This is a genomic window from Bacillus sp. GbtcB14, assembly GCF_019091205.1.
GTDB classification, from domain to species: Bacteria; Bacillota; Bacilli; order Bacillales; family Bacillaceae_G; genus Bacillus_A; species Bacillus_A cereus_AG.
Window position 1 is genome coordinate 259,629 of record NZ_JAGXJT010000001.1, and the last position, 17,360, is coordinate 276,988.

Here is a 17,360-nt window from a genome sequence, read left to right on the forward strand (position 1 = left end):
ATAGGTGGATATAGTTATGGATATAAATCTGTTTGATTTTCATTTACCAGAAGAACTTATTGCACAAGTCCCGTTAGAAGATCGTGAAACATCAAGATTAATGGTGTTAGACCGTGAAACAGGCGATATTGAGCATAAACATTTTACGGATATTCTTTCTTACTTACATGAGGGGGATTGCTTAGTTTTAAATGAAACGAAAGTAATGCCTGCTCGTTTGCACGGTGTGAAAGAAGATACAGGCGCGCACATTGAAGTACTTCTTTTAAAACAAGAAGAAGGCGATACGTGGGAAACGCTTGTTAAGCCAGCGAAACGTGTAAAAGAAGGAACTATTATCTCTTTTGGCGAAGGGAAATTAAAAGCAACTTGCACAGGAACTGCAGATCAAGGTGGACGTCAGCTTGAATTTTCATATGACGGCATCTTCTATGAAATTTTAGATGAACTTGGGGAAATGCCACTTCCTCCGTATATTAAAGAGACGCTAGAAGATCGCGATCGCTATCAAACAGTATATGCGAAAGAGATCGGCTCAGCAGCAGCGCCAACTGCAGGACTTCACTTTACAGAAGAGTTATTGGAGAAGTTAAAACAAAAAGGCGTCGGGTTAGCTTTCATTACACTTCACGTAGGGCTTGGAACATTTAGACCAGTTTCTGCCGATACGATTGAAGAACACCATATGCACGCAGAATATTACCATATGTCTGAAGAGACAGCGGCATTATTAAATCGTGTGAAAGAGAGTGGTGGACGTATTATTACGGTAGGTACGACTTCAACTCGTACGTTAGAAACAATTGCGACAGATCATGACGGCAAGCTTTGTGCTGCTTCTGGTTGGACAGACATTTTTATGTATCCAGGTTATGAATTTAAAGCAATTGATGGTTTAATTACAAACTTCCATTTACCGAAATCAACATTAATTATGCTTGTAAGTGCATTTGCGAACAGAGATAATGTACTTCATGCTTATAATGAAGCAGTAAAAGAAAAATATCGTTTCTTTAGCTTTGGTGATGCAATGTTCGTTGCATCTCACGCTAAGATGGGAAACAAATAAAAGGAGTAAATTATGACAGCAATTCGTTATGAATTTATTAAAACTTGTAAACAAACAGGTGCCCGTTTAGGACGCGTACATACACCGCACGGTTCATTTGATACACCAACATTTATGCCAGTTGGTACACTTGCAACAGTTAAAACAATGTCACCAGAAGAATTAAAAGCAATGGATTCTGGCATTATTTTAAGTAATACGTATCACTTATGGCTACGCCCAGGTCACGAAATTATTCGTGAAGCAGGTGGTTTGCATAAATTTATGAACTGGGATCGTGCAATCTTAACGGACTCTGGTGGTTTCCAAGTATTCAGTTTAAGTGACTTCCGTCGTATTGAAGAGGAAGGTGTTCACTTCCGTAATCACTTAAATGGAGATAAATTATTCTTATCACCAGAAAAAGCGATGGAAATTCAGAATGCATTAGGATCAGATATTATGATGGCATTTGATGAGTGTCCACCATTCCCAGCTACTTTTGAATATATGAAGAAGTCTGTAGAGCGTACAAGCCGCTGGGCAGAACGTTGTTTAAAAGCGCATGAACGTCCACAAGATCAAGGTTTATTCGGTATCGTACAAGGCGGAGAGTTCGAAGAGCTTCGTCGTCAAAGTGCAAAAGACCTTGTTTCAATGGACTTCCCTGGTTACGCTGTAGGTGGTTTATCTGTTGGAGAACCAAAAGATATTATGAACCGTGTACTTGAGTTTACAACGCCACTTCTTCCAGATAATAAGCCACGTTACTTAATGGGAGTAGGTTCTCCTGACTCGTTAATCGATGGTGCAATTCGTGGTATTGATATGTTTGACTGCGTACTTCCAACTCGTATCGCTCGAAATGGTACATGTATGACAAGTGAAGGCCGTCTAGTTGTAAAAAATGCGAAATTTGCAAGAGACTTCGGTCCGCTTGATCCAAATTGTGACTGCTATACATGTAAAAATTACTCTCGTGCGTACATTCGTCACTTAATGAAGTGTGATGAAACGTTCGGAATTCGTTTAACGTCTTATCACAACCTTCATTTTCTGTTAAACTTAATGGAGCAGGTGAGACAAGCTATTCGTGAAGACCGTCTTGGCGATTTCCGCGAAGAATTCTTTGAACAGTATGGCTTTAATAAACCGAATGCTAAAAACTTCTAATACATAATTTAAAAGGAGGAACAAAAGATGAATCCAGGTATGATGAATATCGTTATGATTGTTGCGATGTTTGCGATTTTCTATTTCTTATTAATTCGCCCGCAACAAAAGCGTCAAAAAGCAGTTGCTCAAATGCAAAATGAATTAGCAAAAGGTGATGCTATCGTAACAATCGGTGGTTTACACGGTACAATCGAATCAGTAGATGATACGAAAATCGTTATTAAATCTGGTGGTTCACACTTAACTTTCGATCGCAATGCGATTCGTGAAGTTGTGAAAAACTAATGAGGAAGGCCCTGCATGAAATGTGCAGGGCCTTTTTTTAGTTGTTTTGTTTTGACATATTTACACCGAAAATACCGCCGAGTGTACTCGCACCCATTAATGCTAATTGATAAAGTAACTGGGAGTTCGATAAAGTTTGAGAGAAGCCTAAATAGTTAACTAGAAAAACAAGTATGGCGAATGTAAGTCCTGTTGTGAAGCCTACTAACCAGCCTTTCCCTTGTGCCTTTTTGCCGGCAGTAAATCCAGATATAAGCATAGATAACAGAGCTAGTATAAAAATAGTAACAGCTAATGTCCCTTCATTCATATCTGTAAATTTTAATAAAAGAGCCATAACCATGCTAATAAGTGATGCGAGAATTAATAGTGTAACGATACCAAAGCCAATTGCGGTTGATAATTTTTTCGTTCCATCCATGTATACATTCCCCCTTTTTAATACAAGCATATTTTCATTTTGATTAAGTTAGACTAGTTTCTTTTTTATAGGGGAGTCTATACGTAAAAAAGGAGATGTAGAAATGGAATGGGTATCAATCATTGGCCGGACGATGCTTTTGTATATCATCATATTAATTATTTTTCGTCTTATGGGTAAACGTGAAATTGGAGAGCTAAGTGTATTAGATTTAGTCGTATTCATTATGCTTGGTGAAATGGCTGTAGTGGCAATTGAAAATACCGATAAATCACTTTGGCACCAATTAGTTCCGATGACTTTTCTTATGTGTATACAGATCATTTTGTCAGTTGTTTCGTTAAAGTATCAACGCTTTCGGCATTTAATAGAAGGCGAGCCGGCTATTCTTGTAAATGCCGGAAAAATTGATGAAAAGAAGATGAGAAAGCAACGTTATAATATAGATGATTTAATGATGCAATTAAGAGAGCAGGGAGTTGGGGATGTACGGGATGTAGAATACGCTATTTTAGAACCATCTGGGAAGTTATCTGTCTTTCAAAAACAAAAAGGTAAACAGGGTGCATTGCAGTTTACTCTTCCTCTTATTATTGATGGAGAAATTCAATTGAATCATTTACAAATGATTGAACATACAGATGAATGGCTCATTGGCAAATTAAAAAACTTAGGTTATAACGATATTAAACAAATTTTATACTGCAGCTTTCAAAATGGACAATTTTTTGTTGATTTGAAAGAAAACTAGAGGCTTACTATAGGAAATAGTAAGCCCGTTTACTTCAAAAATGAAAGTTTTCGAATGATTGGAAGTCGACTTAACTCTTCTTTTCGAATGAGTTTGAAAGTGAAGAGGAGGATAATATAAACGATTGTTGTTAAAGTGATTTCCCATAATGTTTGTACGCCGAGTGAATGAGAGAAAATCATATATTTATGAAGGTAAAAACCGAAAGCGCCTGCAATACCGATAGCAAGTCCACCGAAAATATAGTCTTTTGCGTAAATGGTAAATGTAATTTTCTTTAAAACAGTAGCGTAATGAAGGAATGTTACCGTTACTATATTTGCAGCGATAGCGAGTGCAACCCCCATCATTTGAAAATCTGGCCTTGAAGCTAGTACAAAAATAACGATTAATTTCACGATGGCGCCAATAAATGTATTCATCATTGCAGCTCTTGCTAAGTTTAAAGCTTGTAAAACAGAGGTAAGTGGACTTTGAAAGTAATGAAATAAAAAGCAAGGTGCAAGGAGCTGGATGAATGCTGTGGCACTATCCGATCCATACATAAGAGTTAAAACAGGAGAAGCGAATACGTATAATATAACGACTGACCAGCCACCAGTAATTAATGAGATCCGAAGAGCTTGTTGTAGGCGGTGTTCTACTAATTTATGCTGTCTTTTAGCCATCGCTTCACTAATAGATGGAACAAGTGCTGTAGAAAGAGCGTATGTAATAAAGGCTGGCAGTGATAGAAGTGGGAATGCATAACCGTTTAATATACCGTATTGCTGGGCTGCGACAGAGGCAGCAACTCCTGCAATCGCTAAGCTTTGCATAACGACGATAGGCTCAAAGAAATATGAAACGGAACCGATTAAACGACTTCCTGTAGTCGGAAGAGCGATATCCATCAGAGAATAAAATGTCCCTTTGCTTTCCTTTACAGTAGTGAAAAAACCAGAGCGTATAGATAAATGCTTTTCGCGCTGGAATAAAGTAAGTAAAAATAATAACGATGCAACTTCACCGAGAACGGCTGATAACATAGCGCCAGCTGCAGCATATTCTACGCCGTAAGGTAAAAATAACTGAATGCATATAGCGATAATTGTAATGCGGACAACTTGTTCTATAACTTGGGCGTAAGCACTAGGTTTCATATTTTGTTTCCCTTGGAAATAGCCGCGTAAAACAGAAGAAACAGCAATAACAGGAACGACAGGCAAAATGGCCATTAATGGATAGTACGTCCGTTCATCAGTTAATAATGTTTTTGCTAAAATAGGTGTGAGGAGCATAATTCCAATTGTTAAAATGATACTAATAACGGATGTAACAGCTAATGATACTGTTAATATTTTTTTTACTCTTTGTTTATCGTTCACCGCTTCCGCTTCTGCTACAAATTTTGCGATTGCGACAGGAAGACCGATTTGTGTTAATGTAATTGCTAGAATGAATGTAGGAACGGCCATCATATAAAGGCCAACGCCTTCTTCCCCTAAAATACGTGCCATTACAATACGATTAATAAATCCTAGGATTTTGGTAATAAAGCCGGCTATCATTAAAATAAATGCGCCTTTTAAAAAGCTTTGTCTCGTCATGGTCTTCTCCTACCTTCTCAAAATCAGTGGAATGATTTACAATAATTTATATGCACGTATGAGACAAGAATGACAAGCATTTAAGAGAGTGAAGTATGAGAGTGCTCTTGAAAGTAGTTATTGCTGTCCATTAGAGCGGGATTAAAAGCGACTTTTCGTGCTGAAATAAGAAGGAGATGTTTATGTATGTTAGAAAAAGAGGCTTTGGTAGAATCATACCGCGGACAGTTACAAGTCGTTTTAGAAAGCAAAGTAGAAGAGTTCCACATGTTCGGTTATGACCGAGTAACAGATGATGATATTTGGAAGTTTCTTAAAGTGAAAAAGTGGAAGAAGATAGACAGTGATGTTAGATTGTATGAATTAGTTAATGACGTATTAAGAGTAAGTGCTAATGAATATATGACTTATTTAACTGTTGAAGCATATCAAGCGCCACTTTGGTCATTTGATGAATATGAAAATAAATAACCGACTGCAATTGGTTTGTTCTTCCTTTTGCAGTATAATGATAGGTATTGATAATGAGGAAATAATTATGTCTAAGATTATATATAAAGGGGGTAGTGAAGAGAGAAAATAAATAATGAAAGTGAAGGTATTGTGGAAAACTTACCGACACAGCTAGTGAGGAACTAGCAAAATTATAGAAAGGAAGTCTACTAACTAGACGTATGCACACGTGTAAAAGTGAATCGTAAGAGATTTATTTAAAGTGTTAGTAGCAGAAAGAGGGTACATATGGCAAAGCGTGGTACGAGAATTGCCGCCTTTTTCCTCATCGTTTTATTAATCGGTGGAGTAATTGGTGCGGCAGGAAAAGACATAGCAAAAGGAATTAGTCTAGGACTAGACCTTCGCGGTGGTTTTGAAATTCTGTATGAAGTAAAACCAGCCAAAAAAGGTGATAAAATCGATCGAGACGTACTTGTAAGTACAGTAGGGGCTCTTGAAAATCGTGTCAATGTTCTCGGTGTAAGTGAGCCGAACATTCAAATTGAAGGACAAGATCGAATTCGCGTACAGCTTGCTGGTGTACAAGATCAGCAAAAAGCACGTGAAATGTTATCAACACAAGCGAAATTAACATTCCGTGATGTAGATGACAACCTTCTTATGGACGGAACGGATTTAAAAGGCGGCGGAGCGAAGCAAACATTTGATGAGCAAGGCCGTGCGAGCGTAGGTCTTACACTAAAGAGCGCTGAAAAATTCCGTGAAGTAACTGAAAAAATTTCAAAAATGCCACCACCAACGAATTTAATGGTAATTTGGCTTGATTTTGAAGAAGGAAAAGATTCGTATAAAGCAGAATCTGCAAAACCGAATCCGAAGTTCTTATCAGCAGCAACAGTAAGTCAAGTGTTTAATCAAGCTGAAGTATCTATCGTAGGTGGAAACTTCACAGTTGAAAGTGCGAAACAACTTTCATCTTTATTAAATGCAGGTGCACTTCCTGTTGATTTAAAAGAAATGTATTCAACATCTGTTGGAGCGAAATTTGGTCAACAAGCGTTAGAGCAAACGATTTTCGCTAGTGCGATTGGTATCGCTCTTATTTTCTTATTTATGCTTGTATTCTACCGTTTACCAGGAATTGTAGCGGTTATTATGTTAGGTCTATACATTTTCGTTACGTTACTTGTCTTTAACTGGATGCATGCAGTTCTTACGTTGCCAGGTATTGCGGCGTTAGTGCTCGGGGTAGGTATCGCAGTTGATGCGAATATTATTACGTACGAGAGACTGAAAGAAGAGCTGAAAATTGGCAAGTCAATGATGTCAGCATTTCGTGCTGGTAACCATCGTTCATTAGCAACAATTTTAGATGCAAACGTTACGACTCTTGCAGCAGCTGGTGTGTTATTCGTTTATGGTAATAGCTCTGTAAAAGGATTCGCAACAAGTTTAATCGTAAGTATTTTAGTTGGTTTCGTTACGAACGTATTCGGTACTCGTTTCTTACTAAGTTTACTTGTAAAGAGCCGTTACTTCGATAAAAAACCAGGATACTTTGGTGTGAAACAAAAGGATATTATTCCATTAACAAAAGGTGTAGTACATCCACCGACAAGATTTGATCGTATTAACTTCGTAAATATCGGTCATAAATTCCTTGTTTTCTCGATTGTAGTTATAATTGCAGGTGCAATTATTTTACCAATTTTCAAATTGAATCTTGGTATTGACTTTGCGAGTGGTACACGTATCGACTTGCAATCAAAACAATCAGTTACTGTATCAGATGTTCATAAAGATTTTAAAGAATTGAACATTGATGTGAAGGAAGAAAATATTGTACCGACTGGAGATGACAATAAAGGTTTCGCCGTTCGTACTTTAGGTGTTCTATCAAAAGATGAAATTGCGAAAACAAAAACATTCTTCCATGATAAATACGGTACAGATCCAAACGTAAGTACAGTTTCACCGACAATCGGTAAAGAGATTGCACGAAATGCATTTATCGCAGTATTAATCGCTTCTGCGGTTATCATTTTATACGTAAGTATTCGATTCCGATTTACGTACGCATTATCTGCAGTACTTGCATTATTACATGATGCATTTGTTATGATTGTTATATTTAGTATTTTCCAGTTAGAGGTAGACTTAACGTTTATCGCTGCGGTATTAACAATCATCGGTTATTCTATTAATGACTCAATTGTTACATTTGATAGAAACCGTGAATTATACAAACAGAAAAAACGAGTTCGCGATATAAAAGACTTAGAAGAAATCGTAAATGCAAGTATTCGCCAAACGCTTGGTCGTTCGATTAACACCGTATTAACAGTGTTATTCCCAGTAATTGCGTTACTTATCTTCGGTAGTGAGTCACTACGTAACTTCTCGTTTGCGTTACTTGTTGGATTAGTTGTAGGTACGTACTCTTCTGTTTTCGTTGCTTCTCAAATTTGGTTAATGCTTGAAAACCGTCGTTTGAAAAAGGGTAAAAACAAGAAAAAGGTTGAGAAAGTAGAATCTGAACCGCAAGTATAAAAAAGATGATGTCTCTTTATGAGGCATCTCTTTTTTCGTTTGTGGATACAATAAGATAGCAACTTTTTAACAGAAGTAAGATGGAAGAAAGTGGTGATGTTATCGCTATTTTTGCTACAATAAAGTGAAACTTTAATCAGTGGGGGTTTTCTTCATCCCCCACTGATTATTAGTTGAACCAATCGGACTTTAATGGGCAGTTGATCCCCCACTTTACTTCTTTGCTTTCGCTGAATTTTGAGGTGGGGGTCTTACTGCCCATTAAAGTGGGATAAAAAGATAGGTTAAGAAAAGAAGGGATTTTAATTATGGAAAAAGATGAACGTTTTAAACAGGCCGAGTTTGGTGCTATTGTCGGGATCGTTGGTAATATTATATTAGCGATTGTAAAGGCGGTAATTGGTTATATTGGGAACAGTAAAGCACTATTAGCGGATGCCGTGCATTCTGCATCAGATGTAATTGGTTCGCTCGCTGTACTTTTTGGATTGCGAGCAGCAAAGCAACCGCCTGATGAAGATCATCCGTATGGTCATGGTAAAGCGGAATCGATTTCAGCAATTATTGTAGCGGTATTATTATTTATTGTGGGAATCGAGATAGCAATTTCGTCTATAAAAGCTTTTTCGCAAGAACTAGAACCACCTAAAGGAATTACGATTTTTGCTGTTGTTCTTTCGATTATCGTGAAAGAAGGAATGTTTCAATATAAATTCCGATTAGGGAAGAGGGTAAATAGTGATGCAATTATTGCAAATGCATATGAGCACCGTTCGGATGTGTTTTCTTCAATTGCAGCTTTAATTGGTATTTGTGCAGCGATTATTGGTGGTAAGTTCGGGGTAGACTGGCTTGTATATGCCGATCCAATTGCAGGATTATTTGTTTCACTTCTTGTTGCAAAGATGGCGTGGAGTATTGGGGCCGAAGCGATTCATGCAACGCTTGATCATGTTCTTCATGAGGAAGATGTTGTGCCGCTTAGAGAGGCTGTACTTCAAATAGACGGTGTGAAAAAAATCGGCTCTTTATATGCAAGGGAGCATGGTCATTACGTTATTGTTGATATTAAAGTTTCTGTAGATCCATACATTACTGTAGAAGAAGGGCACCGCATTGGAAAGCATGTGAAAGAAACGCTTATGGAACAAGATAACGTACAAAATGTGTTTGTACATATAAATCCGTATTCTCCAAATTAAATATCATTAACATTTTAGTATATAGATATTGCATCGTATTTTGCATTATATTGTCACCCCTTAATCTGTCTTGTATAATGAACAGGTTAAGGGGTGATTTCGTGTTACAACCGAAGACGCGTTGGAAAGAAAAAGAATATAATAATGAGCGAGTGAGTGAATTAGCAAGTAAATTACAATTATCACCACTTGTCGTTTCGTTATTCCTCGGTAGAGGACTAGATACAGAAGATAAGATTTTAGATTTTTTAAATACAGAAAATCAAGAATTTCATGATCCATTTTTATTAGAAGGAATGGATAGAACGGTAGAACGTGTAAATAAGGCGATTCAAAATGGAGAGCAAATATTAATATTTGGTGACTACGATGCGGACGGAGTAAGTAGTACGACTGTGTTATATCTTGCCTTGCAAGAATTAGGTGCAGACGTAGAATTTTATATTCCAAACCGTTTTACAGAAGGATATGGACCAAACGAAGAAGCATTTCGTTGGGCACATAGCGCAGGATTCTCACTAATTATTACTGTCGATACTGGTATCGCAGCAGTACATGAAGCGAATGTAGCGAAGGAACTTGGAATAGATCTTATTATTACAGATCACCATGAGCCACCACCAGAATTGCCAGAAGCACTTGCAATTATTCATCCGAAATTAGATGGCGGTGTATATCCGTTTCACTATTTAGCTGGTGTAGGTGTTGCGTTTAAAGTTGCACATGCACTACTAGGCCGTGTACCAGAGCATTTATTAGAAATTGCAGTAATTGGTACAGTAGCCGATTTAGTGTCACTTCATGGTGAGAATAGATTGCTAGTGAAGCGCGGTTTAAAGCATATGCGCATGACAAAAAATATCGGACTAAAGGCGCTATTTAAAGTTGCTAACGTTTCGCAAAGTGAAATTACAGAAGAGAGCATTGGTTTCTCGATCGCGCCGCGTATTAATGCAGTTGGACGTTTAGAAGATGCTACGCCGGCTGTACATCTTTTATTATCAGATGATCCAGAAGAAGCGAAAGAGCTAGCTGAAGAAATTGATGAGCTGAACAAACTGCGAAAAGATATTGTAAAGCAAATTACAGAAGAAGCTATCGCTGAAGTGGAAAATAATTTCTCGCCAGAAGACAATAAAGTACTAGTACTGGCAAAAGAAGGCTGGAATCCAGGTGTAATTGGAATTGTCGCATCTAAATTAGTTGAACGTTTTTATCGTCCAACGATTGTATTATGCATTGATCCTGTAAAAGAAACAGCAAAAGGTTCAGCACGTAGTATTGCAGGATTTGATTTGTTTGCAAATTTGTCAGATTGTAGAGAGTTATTGCCACACTTTGGAGGGCATCCGATGGCAGCGGGAATGACGCTACATATGAATGATGTAGATGAATTACGCCGCCGCTTAAATGAACAAGCAGAGGTAATTTTAACAGAAGAAGATTTTATTCCAATTACAGCTGTTGATGTCTTTTGTAAAGTGGAGGATGTAACACTGGCAGCAATTGAAGACATGCAAAAGTTAGCGCCATTTGGCGTTGGAAATCCAAAACCACGTATTGCAGTGAAGGATGCAGAGTTAGAAAGTATTCGTGCAATCGGATCAGATGGCTCTCATTTGAAAATGGCTCTTCGCGATGGACAAGCGACACTAGATACAATCGGATTTGGTTTTGGTGCCTATGCGAAAGAAATTTCTCCAGTTGCAAAGGTATCTGTAATAGGGGAAGCATCTATCAATGAATGGAATAATTTTAAGAAGCCGCAATTAATGGTGCAAGATATTGCTGTAGAGGCGTGGCAATTATTTGATTGGCGTAGTATGCGTAACGTAGAAGCGAATGTAGCAGAACTTCCGAAAGAAAAAATAACGATGGTGTATTTTTCTGAAGAGGTATTGAATAAATTTTCTTTAGAAGACTATAAAGAGCATATGATGCATGCATCAGAAGTAACTCATTTAGACGATCAATACATCGTGTTACTTGATTTACCAAAAGGAACAGATGAATTAAGAGATCTATTTAAAGTTGGGTTCCCGTCGCGAATTTATACGCTATTTTATCAAGAGAATAATCATTTATTTAGTACTGTTCCAACGAGGGAACATTTTAAATGGTACTATTCGTTCTTGAGCCAAAAAGCACCATTTTCTTTAAGACAATATGGAGAACAACTATGCCGACATAAAGGTTGGTCAAAAGATACAGTAAATTTCATGACACAGGTGTTTTTTGAGTTAGAATTTGTTACAATAAAAGATGGCGTCATTTTTATGGCAGACAAAAAACAAAAGCGTGATTTAATTGAATCGAACACATATCGTGAGAAAATGAACCACTTACAATTAGAAAAAGAATTGGTTTATAGCACATATCAGCAACTATATACATGGTTTGAAACGATTCGTAATCATAAAGAAGTAGAACAGTTAGGGTAAAGGATTTGTATTTACAAAACCTTTTATATCTGAGGAGGATTCAGAAATATGGATTTCAAGCAACATATCGCAATTGTACCGGATTATCCAAAAGAAGGTATTGTATTTAAAGACATTACACCGTTAATGAACGACGGTAAAGCATACAAAGCAGCAACAGATGCAATCGTTGAGTATGCAAAAGACAGAGATATCGATGTTGTAGTAGGACCAGAAGCTCGTGGCTTTATTATCGGTTGCCCAGTTTCTTATGCATTAGAAGTAGGTTTTGCACCAGTTCGTAAATTAGGAAAATTACCACGTGAAGTAATTACAGTTGACTACGGTAAAGAATATGGTAAAGATGTTTTAACAATCCATAAAGATGCAATTAAGCCAGGTCAACGCGTATTAATTACAGATGATCTATTAGCTACAGGTGGAACAATTGAAGCGACAATTAAGCTAGTTGAAGAACTTGGCGGAGTTGTAGCAGGAATTGCATTCTTAGTAGAGCTTACTTACTTAGATGGTCGTAAAATGTTAGATGGTTACGATGTATTAGTATTAGAAAAATACTAATCACTATATAGGTAAAACTACGGTGATAAAAAGTACCCGTGAATCTCTTGGAGAGGAGCGGGTACTTTTGTATAATTGCACAAAAAAATAAGGTGAAATGTCAGTAAAATCTTTTCCTTTTCACAATTCACAATCATTAGGTTATAATGATAGAATATAATTTATTCTACTTAATTAAGATAAAGTCAATTTTCAATAAAAGGTGATTCGATGGCAAATGAGCAGGTACTAACAGCTGAACAGGTACTCGAGAAAGCAAGTCAATATTTAGCGGATGAAGATATTGAGCTAGTGGCGCGTGCCTATGAATATGCACGTGATGCGCATAGCGAACAATACAGAAAATCGGGTGAACCGTACATTATTCATCCAATTCAAGTTGCAGGTATTTTAGTTGATTTACACATGGATCCAGCTACAGTATCAGCAGGTTTCTTACATGATGTAGTGGAAGATACAGAGATTACATTAGAAGATATTGAACGGGAATTTAATAAAGAAATTGCTATGCTTGTCGATGGTGTAACAAAGCTCGGAAAGATTAAGTATAAATCTCATGAGCAACAACAAGCAGAAAACCATCGCAAAATGTTTATTGCAATGGCTCAAGATATTCGAGTTATTTTAATTAAACTAGCTGATCGTCTTCATAACATGCGTACATTGAAACATTTGCCTCAAGAGAAGCAGCGTCGCATTGCGAATGAAACGTTAGAAATCTTTGCACCTTTAGCACATAGACTCGGAATTAGTACTATTAAATGGGAGTTAGAGGATACGTCACTTCGCTATTTAAATCCACAGCAATACTATCGTATTGTAAATTTAATGAAGCGTAAACGTGCAGAGCGTGAAGAATATTTAGATGAAGTAATGACTGGTATTCGTGAGAAATTAAAAGAGGTTTCAATTCAACCTGAGATTTCTGGAAGACCAAAACATATTTACAGTATTTATCGTAAAATGGCACTGCAAAATAAACAGTTCAATGAAATTTACGATTTATTAGCTGTACGTGTCGTTGTCAATAGTATTAAAGATTGTTATGCAGTGCTTGGAATTATTCATACGTGCTGGAAGCCGATGCCAGGTCGTTTTAAAGATTATATTGCGATGCCGAAAGCAAATCTATATCAATCTCTTCATACGACTGTAATTGGGCCGAAAGGTGATCCGCTTGAAGTGCAAATTCGTACGAAAGAAATGCATGAGATTGCAGAATTCGGGATCGCGGCGCACTGGGCGTATAAAGAAGGAAAAACAGCAGAAACAACAGGTACATTAGAGAAGAAACTTACATGGTTCCGTCAAATATTAGAATGGCAAAATGAAGCTTCTAATGCAGAAGAGTTTATGGAGTCATTAAAAATTGATTTATTCTCTGACATGGTATTCGTCTTTACACCGAAAGGCGACGTAATGGAATTGCCACTTGGATCTGTTCCAATTGACTTTTCGTATCGCGTGCATTCAGAGATTGGAAATAAAACAATTGGTGCAAAAGTAAACGGCAAAATGGTGACACTTGATTATAAATTAAAAACTGGTGACATCATTGAAATTTTAACATCGAAACATTCGTATGGACCAAGTCAAGATTGGGTGAAACTTGCTCAAACATCTCATGCAAAAAACAAAATACGTCAATTCTTTAAGAAGCAACGTAGAGATGAAAATATTGAAAAAGGCCGTGAACTTGTTGAGAAAGAAGTGCGTAGCCTAGAGTATGAGATGAAAGAAGTGTTAGCTCCGGACAATTTAAAACGTGTTGCTGAAAAATTCAACTTTGCAAATGAAGAAGATATGTTTGCAGCAGTTGGATATAATGGCATCACTGCATCACAAATTGTTACACGACTAACGGACAAGTTCCGTAAGCAACGTGAAGAAGAAGAGATTGTTGAAGTTAAAGAAGTTCGTAAACCGATGAAAATTCGAAAATGGGATTCTGGCGTTAAAGTAAGTGGTGCGGATAATTTATTAATTCGCTTATCAAAATGCTGTAACCCAGTACCGGGTGATGATATCGTTGGATATATTACGAAAGGCCGAGGCGTATCGATTCACCGCCGTGATTGTGTAAATGTTCATACAGAAGAAGCTGTAGAACGTTTATTAGAAGTAGAGTGGGAAGGTAGCCCTGAAAAAGAAATTGAGTATAACGTTGATATTGAAATTTCAGGTTACGATCGCCGTGGTTTATTAAATGAAGTATTGCAAGCTGTTACAGAGACGAAAACGTACATTTCGGCAGTTTCTGGTAGAAGTGACCGTAATAAGATGGCGACAATTAATATGTCAATCTCTATTCGTAACTTACAGCACTTGAAAAAAGTAGTAGAACGCATTAAACGTGTTCCAGAAATTTATGCAGTACGACGCATGATGCATTAATAGGGAGTGTAGGAAAAATGAGAGTTGTTTTACAACGATCAAAAGAAGCATCTGTCACAGTAGACGGTGAGATCGTAGGACAAATTCCGTTCGGTTTAACATTACTAGTTGGTATTACGCATGAAGATACAGAAAAAGATGCAACGTACATTGCAGAAAAAATTGCGAACTTACGTATTTTTGAAGATGAGAGCGGAAAGATGAACCATTCTGTACTTGATGTTGAAGGACAAGTTCTATCAATTTCGCAATTCACATTATACGGAGATTGCCGCAAGGGAAGACGTCCAAACTTTATGGATGCTGCCAAACCTGACTATGCAGAGCGTTTATATGATTTCTTTAATGAGGAAGTTCGTAAGCAAGGATTGCATGTAGCAACAGGGAAGTTCGGAGCAATGATGGATGTTTCTTTAATCAATGATGGTCCGGTGACTTTAATTGTGGATAGTAAATAGTGTTGGTTAAGAAGAGGGGATTATATAATCCCCTCTTTTTTATACATTGTTGTATGTTTTGTTCATTTATCCCGCTATTTGTGGGCAGTGACCCCCACAGATGAAAGGTTCACTTTATTTGGAATCAATAGCTGTTTCAGTTATGTATAACTCTCTCATCAATATGGAACAATAAAAAGTAAAACATCCATATTGAATGTGAGGGATATACGTATGCGTATGAATGAAAAAGGGCATTCTGTTACAAATGGTGCAAATCAACTGTTTAACGTGAATTTTCATGAGTTTATTTCAAAGGAACAAAACAATACTTCAATGGAGCTTGCTTCTGAGTTTGGAATTTCTCTTCAAGATGTAAAGCGTCTAAAGAAGCAGATTGAACGCTCTTAGAGCACTTGACAATCCTACTGAACAAACGTATAGTAATTTTATATTTACATATGAATATAACCGTTGATAGAGAAGAGTAAATGAGACACACATGGAAAGAGAAGAAATGTCTTAGGCTGAAAACATTTCTGCATGATGACTGATTGAATGACACTCTAGAGGTTTCAACTTGAACGGCATATATGCTTAGTAGAGATGAACGCACATTTAAGCGTTATTAAAAAAGTGGAAGCATACGTGCTTCAATTAGGGTGGCACCACGGGTATAATACTCTCGTCCCTACTGTTCAAACAGTAGAGGCGGGAGTTTTTTTATTTTTATTAAGATTAAAACAATTTGAGGAGGAACTGAATATGTCTATTCAAATCCCACGCGGAACGCAAGATATTCTTCCAGGCACTGTTGAGTTATGGCAGTATATCGAAGGGCAAGCACGCGAAATTTGCCGTCGTTACAATTATAAAGAAATTCGTACACCAATTTTTGAACACACTGAGCTATTTTTACGTGGTGTTGGTGATACGACAGATATCGTACAAAAAGAAATGTACTCATTCCAAGATCGTGGAGAGCGTAGTTTAACATTACGTCCAGAAGGTACTGCACCTGTTGTACGTTCTTACGTTGAAAACAAAATGTTCGGTGACGCAACACAGCCAACGAAATTATACTATATCGGTCAAATGTTCCGTTATGAAAGACCACAAGCAGGTCGTTATCGTCAATTCGTACAATTCGGTATTGAAGCAATCGGTAGTAACGATCCTGCAATTGATGCCGAAGTAATTGCACTTGCTGTAGAGTTTTACCGCGGCATGGGCTTAAAAAATATTAAAGTTGTATTAAACAGCTTAGGTGATGCGGCGAGCCGTCAAGCGCACCGTGATGCGTTAATCGCACACTTCCAGCCACGTATCGGTGAGTTCTGTTCTGACTGTCAATCTCGTTTAGAAAAGAACCCTCTTCGTATTTTAGATTGTAAGAAGGACCGTAACCATGAATTAATGGGAACAGCACCATCTATTACAGAATACTTAAACGAAGATTCAGCAGTATACTACGAGAAAGTTCAAGAACTATTAACGATGATGGATGTTCCATTTGAAAAAGATCCGAACTTAGTACGTGGTTTAGACTACTATCAACACACTGTTTTTGAAATTATGAGTGAGGCAGAAGGTTTCGGTGCTATCACTACATTAAGCGGTGGTGGTCGTTATAACGGGCTTGTACAAGAAATCGGTGGACCAGAAATGCCAGGTATCGGTTTTGCGATGAGTATCGAACGTTTAATTATGGCGCTAAAAGCTGAAAACATTGAATTACCAATTGAACATAGTATTGATTGTTATGTTGTAGCGCTTGGTGAAAAAGCGAAAGACCATGCTGCGAAAGTTGCGTTTGATCTTCGTAAAGCTGGATTATCAGTTGAAAAAGATTATTTAGACCGCAAAATGAAAGCACAATTTAAATCCGCAGATCGTCTAAAGGCGAAATTTGTAGCTGTATTAGGGGAAGATGAACTAGATAAAGGCATCATTAACTTAAAAGATATGGCAACTGGTGAGCAAGAAGAAGTAGCATTAGATGTATTTGCTTCATACGTAGCAGAGAAATTAATATAGGGGGAACTTACA

15 protein-coding genes and 1 other annotated feature are annotated in these 17,360 nt (G+C 37.4%); of the genes, 13 read left to right on the forward strand and 2 right to left on the reverse strand.

From position 1 onward, the window contains the following. Positions 1-16 precede the first annotated feature (16 nt). From queA to yajC, 3 genes are read left to right on the forward strand one after another with little or no spacing between them, the layout of a single operon-like run. A complete protein-coding gene (gene queA, locus KVT31_RS01385) occupies positions 17-1,069 on the forward strand; it encodes a tRNA preQ1(34) S-adenosylmethionine ribosyltransferase-isomerase QueA (RefSeq protein ID WP_088097856.1) in 1,053 nt (350 codons plus the stop codon). Positions 1,070-1,081: 12 nt separating this feature from the next. Next, complete coding sequence (gene tgt, locus KVT31_RS01390) at positions 1,082-2,221, forward strand: tRNA guanosine(34) transglycosylase Tgt (RefSeq protein ID WP_000125362.1); 1,140 nt, start codon at positions 1,082-1,084, stop codon at positions 2,219-2,221. A 27-nt stretch (positions 2,222-2,248) separates the two neighbouring features. Next, positions 2,249-2,509 (forward strand): preprotein translocase subunit YajC, encoded by a 261-nt coding sequence (gene yajC, locus KVT31_RS01395; protein ID WP_088097855.1) that lies wholly within the window; start codon positions 2,249-2,251, stop codon positions 2,507-2,509. A gap of 37 nt (positions 2,510-2,546) precedes the next feature. On the opposite strand, the gene KVT31_RS01400 is transcribed toward yajC, so the two are convergent. Continuing rightward, entirely contained in the window at positions 2,547-2,930 is a 384-nt protein-coding gene (locus KVT31_RS01400) for a TIGR04086 family membrane protein (RefSeq protein WP_088097854.1), read from the reverse strand. A gap of 103 nt (positions 2,931-3,033) precedes the next feature. Between KVT31_RS01400 and KVT31_RS01405 the strand changes: the two genes are divergently transcribed. Continuing rightward, complete coding sequence (locus KVT31_RS01405; RefSeq protein WP_088097853.1) at positions 3,034-3,681, forward strand: DUF421 domain-containing protein; 648 nt, start codon at positions 3,034-3,036, stop codon at positions 3,679-3,681. Between the two features lie 29 nt (positions 3,682-3,710). On the opposite strand, the gene spoVB is transcribed toward KVT31_RS01405, so the two are convergent. Beyond that, entirely contained in the window at positions 3,711-5,270 is a 1,560-nt protein-coding gene (gene spoVB, locus KVT31_RS01410; protein ID WP_088097852.1) for a stage V sporulation protein B, read from the reverse strand. 186 nt (positions 5,271-5,456) lie between these two features. Between spoVB and KVT31_RS01415 the strand changes: the two genes are divergently transcribed. The 9 genes from KVT31_RS01415 to hisS all read left to right on the forward strand — a co-directional run bounded on the left by KVT31_RS01415 (position 5,457) and on the right by hisS (position 17,348). Next, positions 5,457-5,741, forward strand: coding sequence for a post-transcriptional regulator (locus KVT31_RS01415; protein WP_000890213.1), 285 nt, complete (start codon positions 5,457-5,459; stop codon positions 5,739-5,741). A gap of 270 nt (positions 5,742-6,011) precedes the next feature. Next, positions 6,012-8,276 (forward strand): protein translocase subunit SecDF, encoded by a 2,265-nt coding sequence (secDF, locus tag KVT31_RS01420; RefSeq protein WP_088097851.1) that lies wholly within the window; start codon positions 6,012-6,014, stop codon positions 8,274-8,276. A 308-nt stretch (positions 8,277-8,584) separates the two neighbouring features. Further along, complete coding sequence (locus tag KVT31_RS01425) at positions 8,585-9,478, forward strand: cation diffusion facilitator family transporter (protein WP_087982109.1); 894 nt, start codon at positions 8,585-8,587, stop codon at positions 9,476-9,478. A gap of 101 nt (positions 9,479-9,579) precedes the next feature. Continuing rightward, entirely contained in the window at positions 9,580-11,919 is a 2,340-nt protein-coding gene (recJ, locus tag KVT31_RS01430; RefSeq protein WP_088097850.1) for a single-stranded-DNA-specific exonuclease RecJ, read from the forward strand. A 48-nt stretch (positions 11,920-11,967) separates the two neighbouring features. Continuing rightward, positions 11,968-12,480: an adenine phosphoribosyltransferase gene (locus KVT31_RS01435; RefSeq protein WP_000346213.1), complete on the forward strand. Its 513-nt coding sequence runs from the start codon at positions 11,968-11,970 to the stop codon at positions 12,478-12,480. Positions 12,481-12,690: 210 nt separating this feature from the next. Further along, positions 12,691-14,874, forward strand: a complete 2,184-nt coding sequence (relA, locus tag KVT31_RS01440) for a GTP diphosphokinase (protein WP_073516590.1) — start codon at positions 12,691-12,693, stop codon at positions 14,872-14,874. A gap of 17 nt (positions 14,875-14,891) precedes the next feature. Further along, the gene (locus KVT31_RS01445) at positions 14,892-15,332 is read left to right on the forward strand and encodes a D-tyrosyl-tRNA(Tyr) deacylase (protein WP_076540394.1); all 441 of its coding nucleotides are present in this window, start codon (positions 14,892-14,894) and stop codon (positions 15,330-15,332) included. A 213-nt stretch (positions 15,333-15,545) separates the two neighbouring features. Further along, a complete protein-coding gene (locus tag KVT31_RS01450; protein ID WP_016086173.1) occupies positions 15,546-15,722 on the forward strand; it encodes a hypothetical protein in 177 nt (58 codons plus the stop codon). A 54-nt stretch (positions 15,723-15,776) separates the two neighbouring features. Next, positions 15,777-16,007: a binding site (T-box leader), on the forward strand. Positions 16,008-16,076: 69 nt separating this feature from the next. Then, positions 16,077-17,348: a histidine--tRNA ligase gene (gene hisS / locus KVT31_RS01455; protein WP_088098193.1), complete on the forward strand. Its 1,272-nt coding sequence runs from the start codon at positions 16,077-16,079 to the stop codon at positions 17,346-17,348. The last annotated feature ends 12 nt before the right edge of the window (positions 17,349-17,360 follow it).

What these genes read in the sequence shown, in the direction of transcription:
- queA (WP_088097856.1), top strand. Translation starts at nt 17, where the DNA reads ATGGATATAAATCTGTTTGATTTTCATTTACCAGAAGAACTTATTGCA.
- tgt (WP_000125362.1), top strand. Translation starts at nt 1,082, where the DNA reads ATGACAGCAATTCGTTATGAATTTATTAAAACTTGTAAACAAACAGGT.
- yajC (WP_088097855.1), top strand. Translation starts at nt 2,249, where the DNA reads ATGAATCCAGGTATGATGAATATCGTTATGATTGTTGCGATGTTTGCG.
- KVT31_RS01400 (WP_088097854.1), bottom strand. Translation starts at nt 2,930, where the DNA reads ATGGATGGAACGAAAAAATTATCAACCGCAATTGGCTTTGGTATCGTT.
- KVT31_RS01405 (WP_088097853.1), top strand. Translation starts at nt 3,034, where the DNA reads ATGGAATGGGTATCAATCATTGGCCGGACGATGCTTTTGTATATCATC.
- spoVB (WP_088097852.1), bottom strand. Translation starts at nt 5,270, where the DNA reads ATGACGAGACAAAGCTTTTTAAAAGGCGCATTTATTTTAATGATAGCC.
- KVT31_RS01415 (WP_000890213.1), top strand. Translation starts at nt 5,457, where the DNA reads ATGTTAGAAAAAGAGGCTTTGGTAGAATCATACCGCGGACAGTTACAA.
- secDF (WP_088097851.1), top strand. Translation starts at nt 6,012, where the DNA reads ATGGCAAAGCGTGGTACGAGAATTGCCGCCTTTTTCCTCATCGTTTTA.
- KVT31_RS01425 (WP_087982109.1), top strand. Translation starts at nt 8,585, where the DNA reads ATGGAAAAAGATGAACGTTTTAAACAGGCCGAGTTTGGTGCTATTGTC.
- KVT31_RS01435 (WP_000346213.1), top strand. Translation starts at nt 11,968, where the DNA reads ATGGATTTCAAGCAACATATCGCAATTGTACCGGATTATCCAAAAGAA.
- relA (WP_073516590.1), top strand. Translation starts at nt 12,691, where the DNA reads ATGGCAAATGAGCAGGTACTAACAGCTGAACAGGTACTCGAGAAAGCA.
- KVT31_RS01445 (WP_076540394.1), top strand. Translation starts at nt 14,892, where the DNA reads ATGAGAGTTGTTTTACAACGATCAAAAGAAGCATCTGTCACAGTAGAC.
- KVT31_RS01450 (WP_016086173.1), top strand. Translation starts at nt 15,546, where the DNA reads ATGCGTATGAATGAAAAAGGGCATTCTGTTACAAATGGTGCAAATCAA.
- hisS (WP_088098193.1), top strand. Translation starts at nt 16,077, where the DNA reads ATGTCTATTCAAATCCCACGCGGAACGCAAGATATTCTTCCAGGCACT.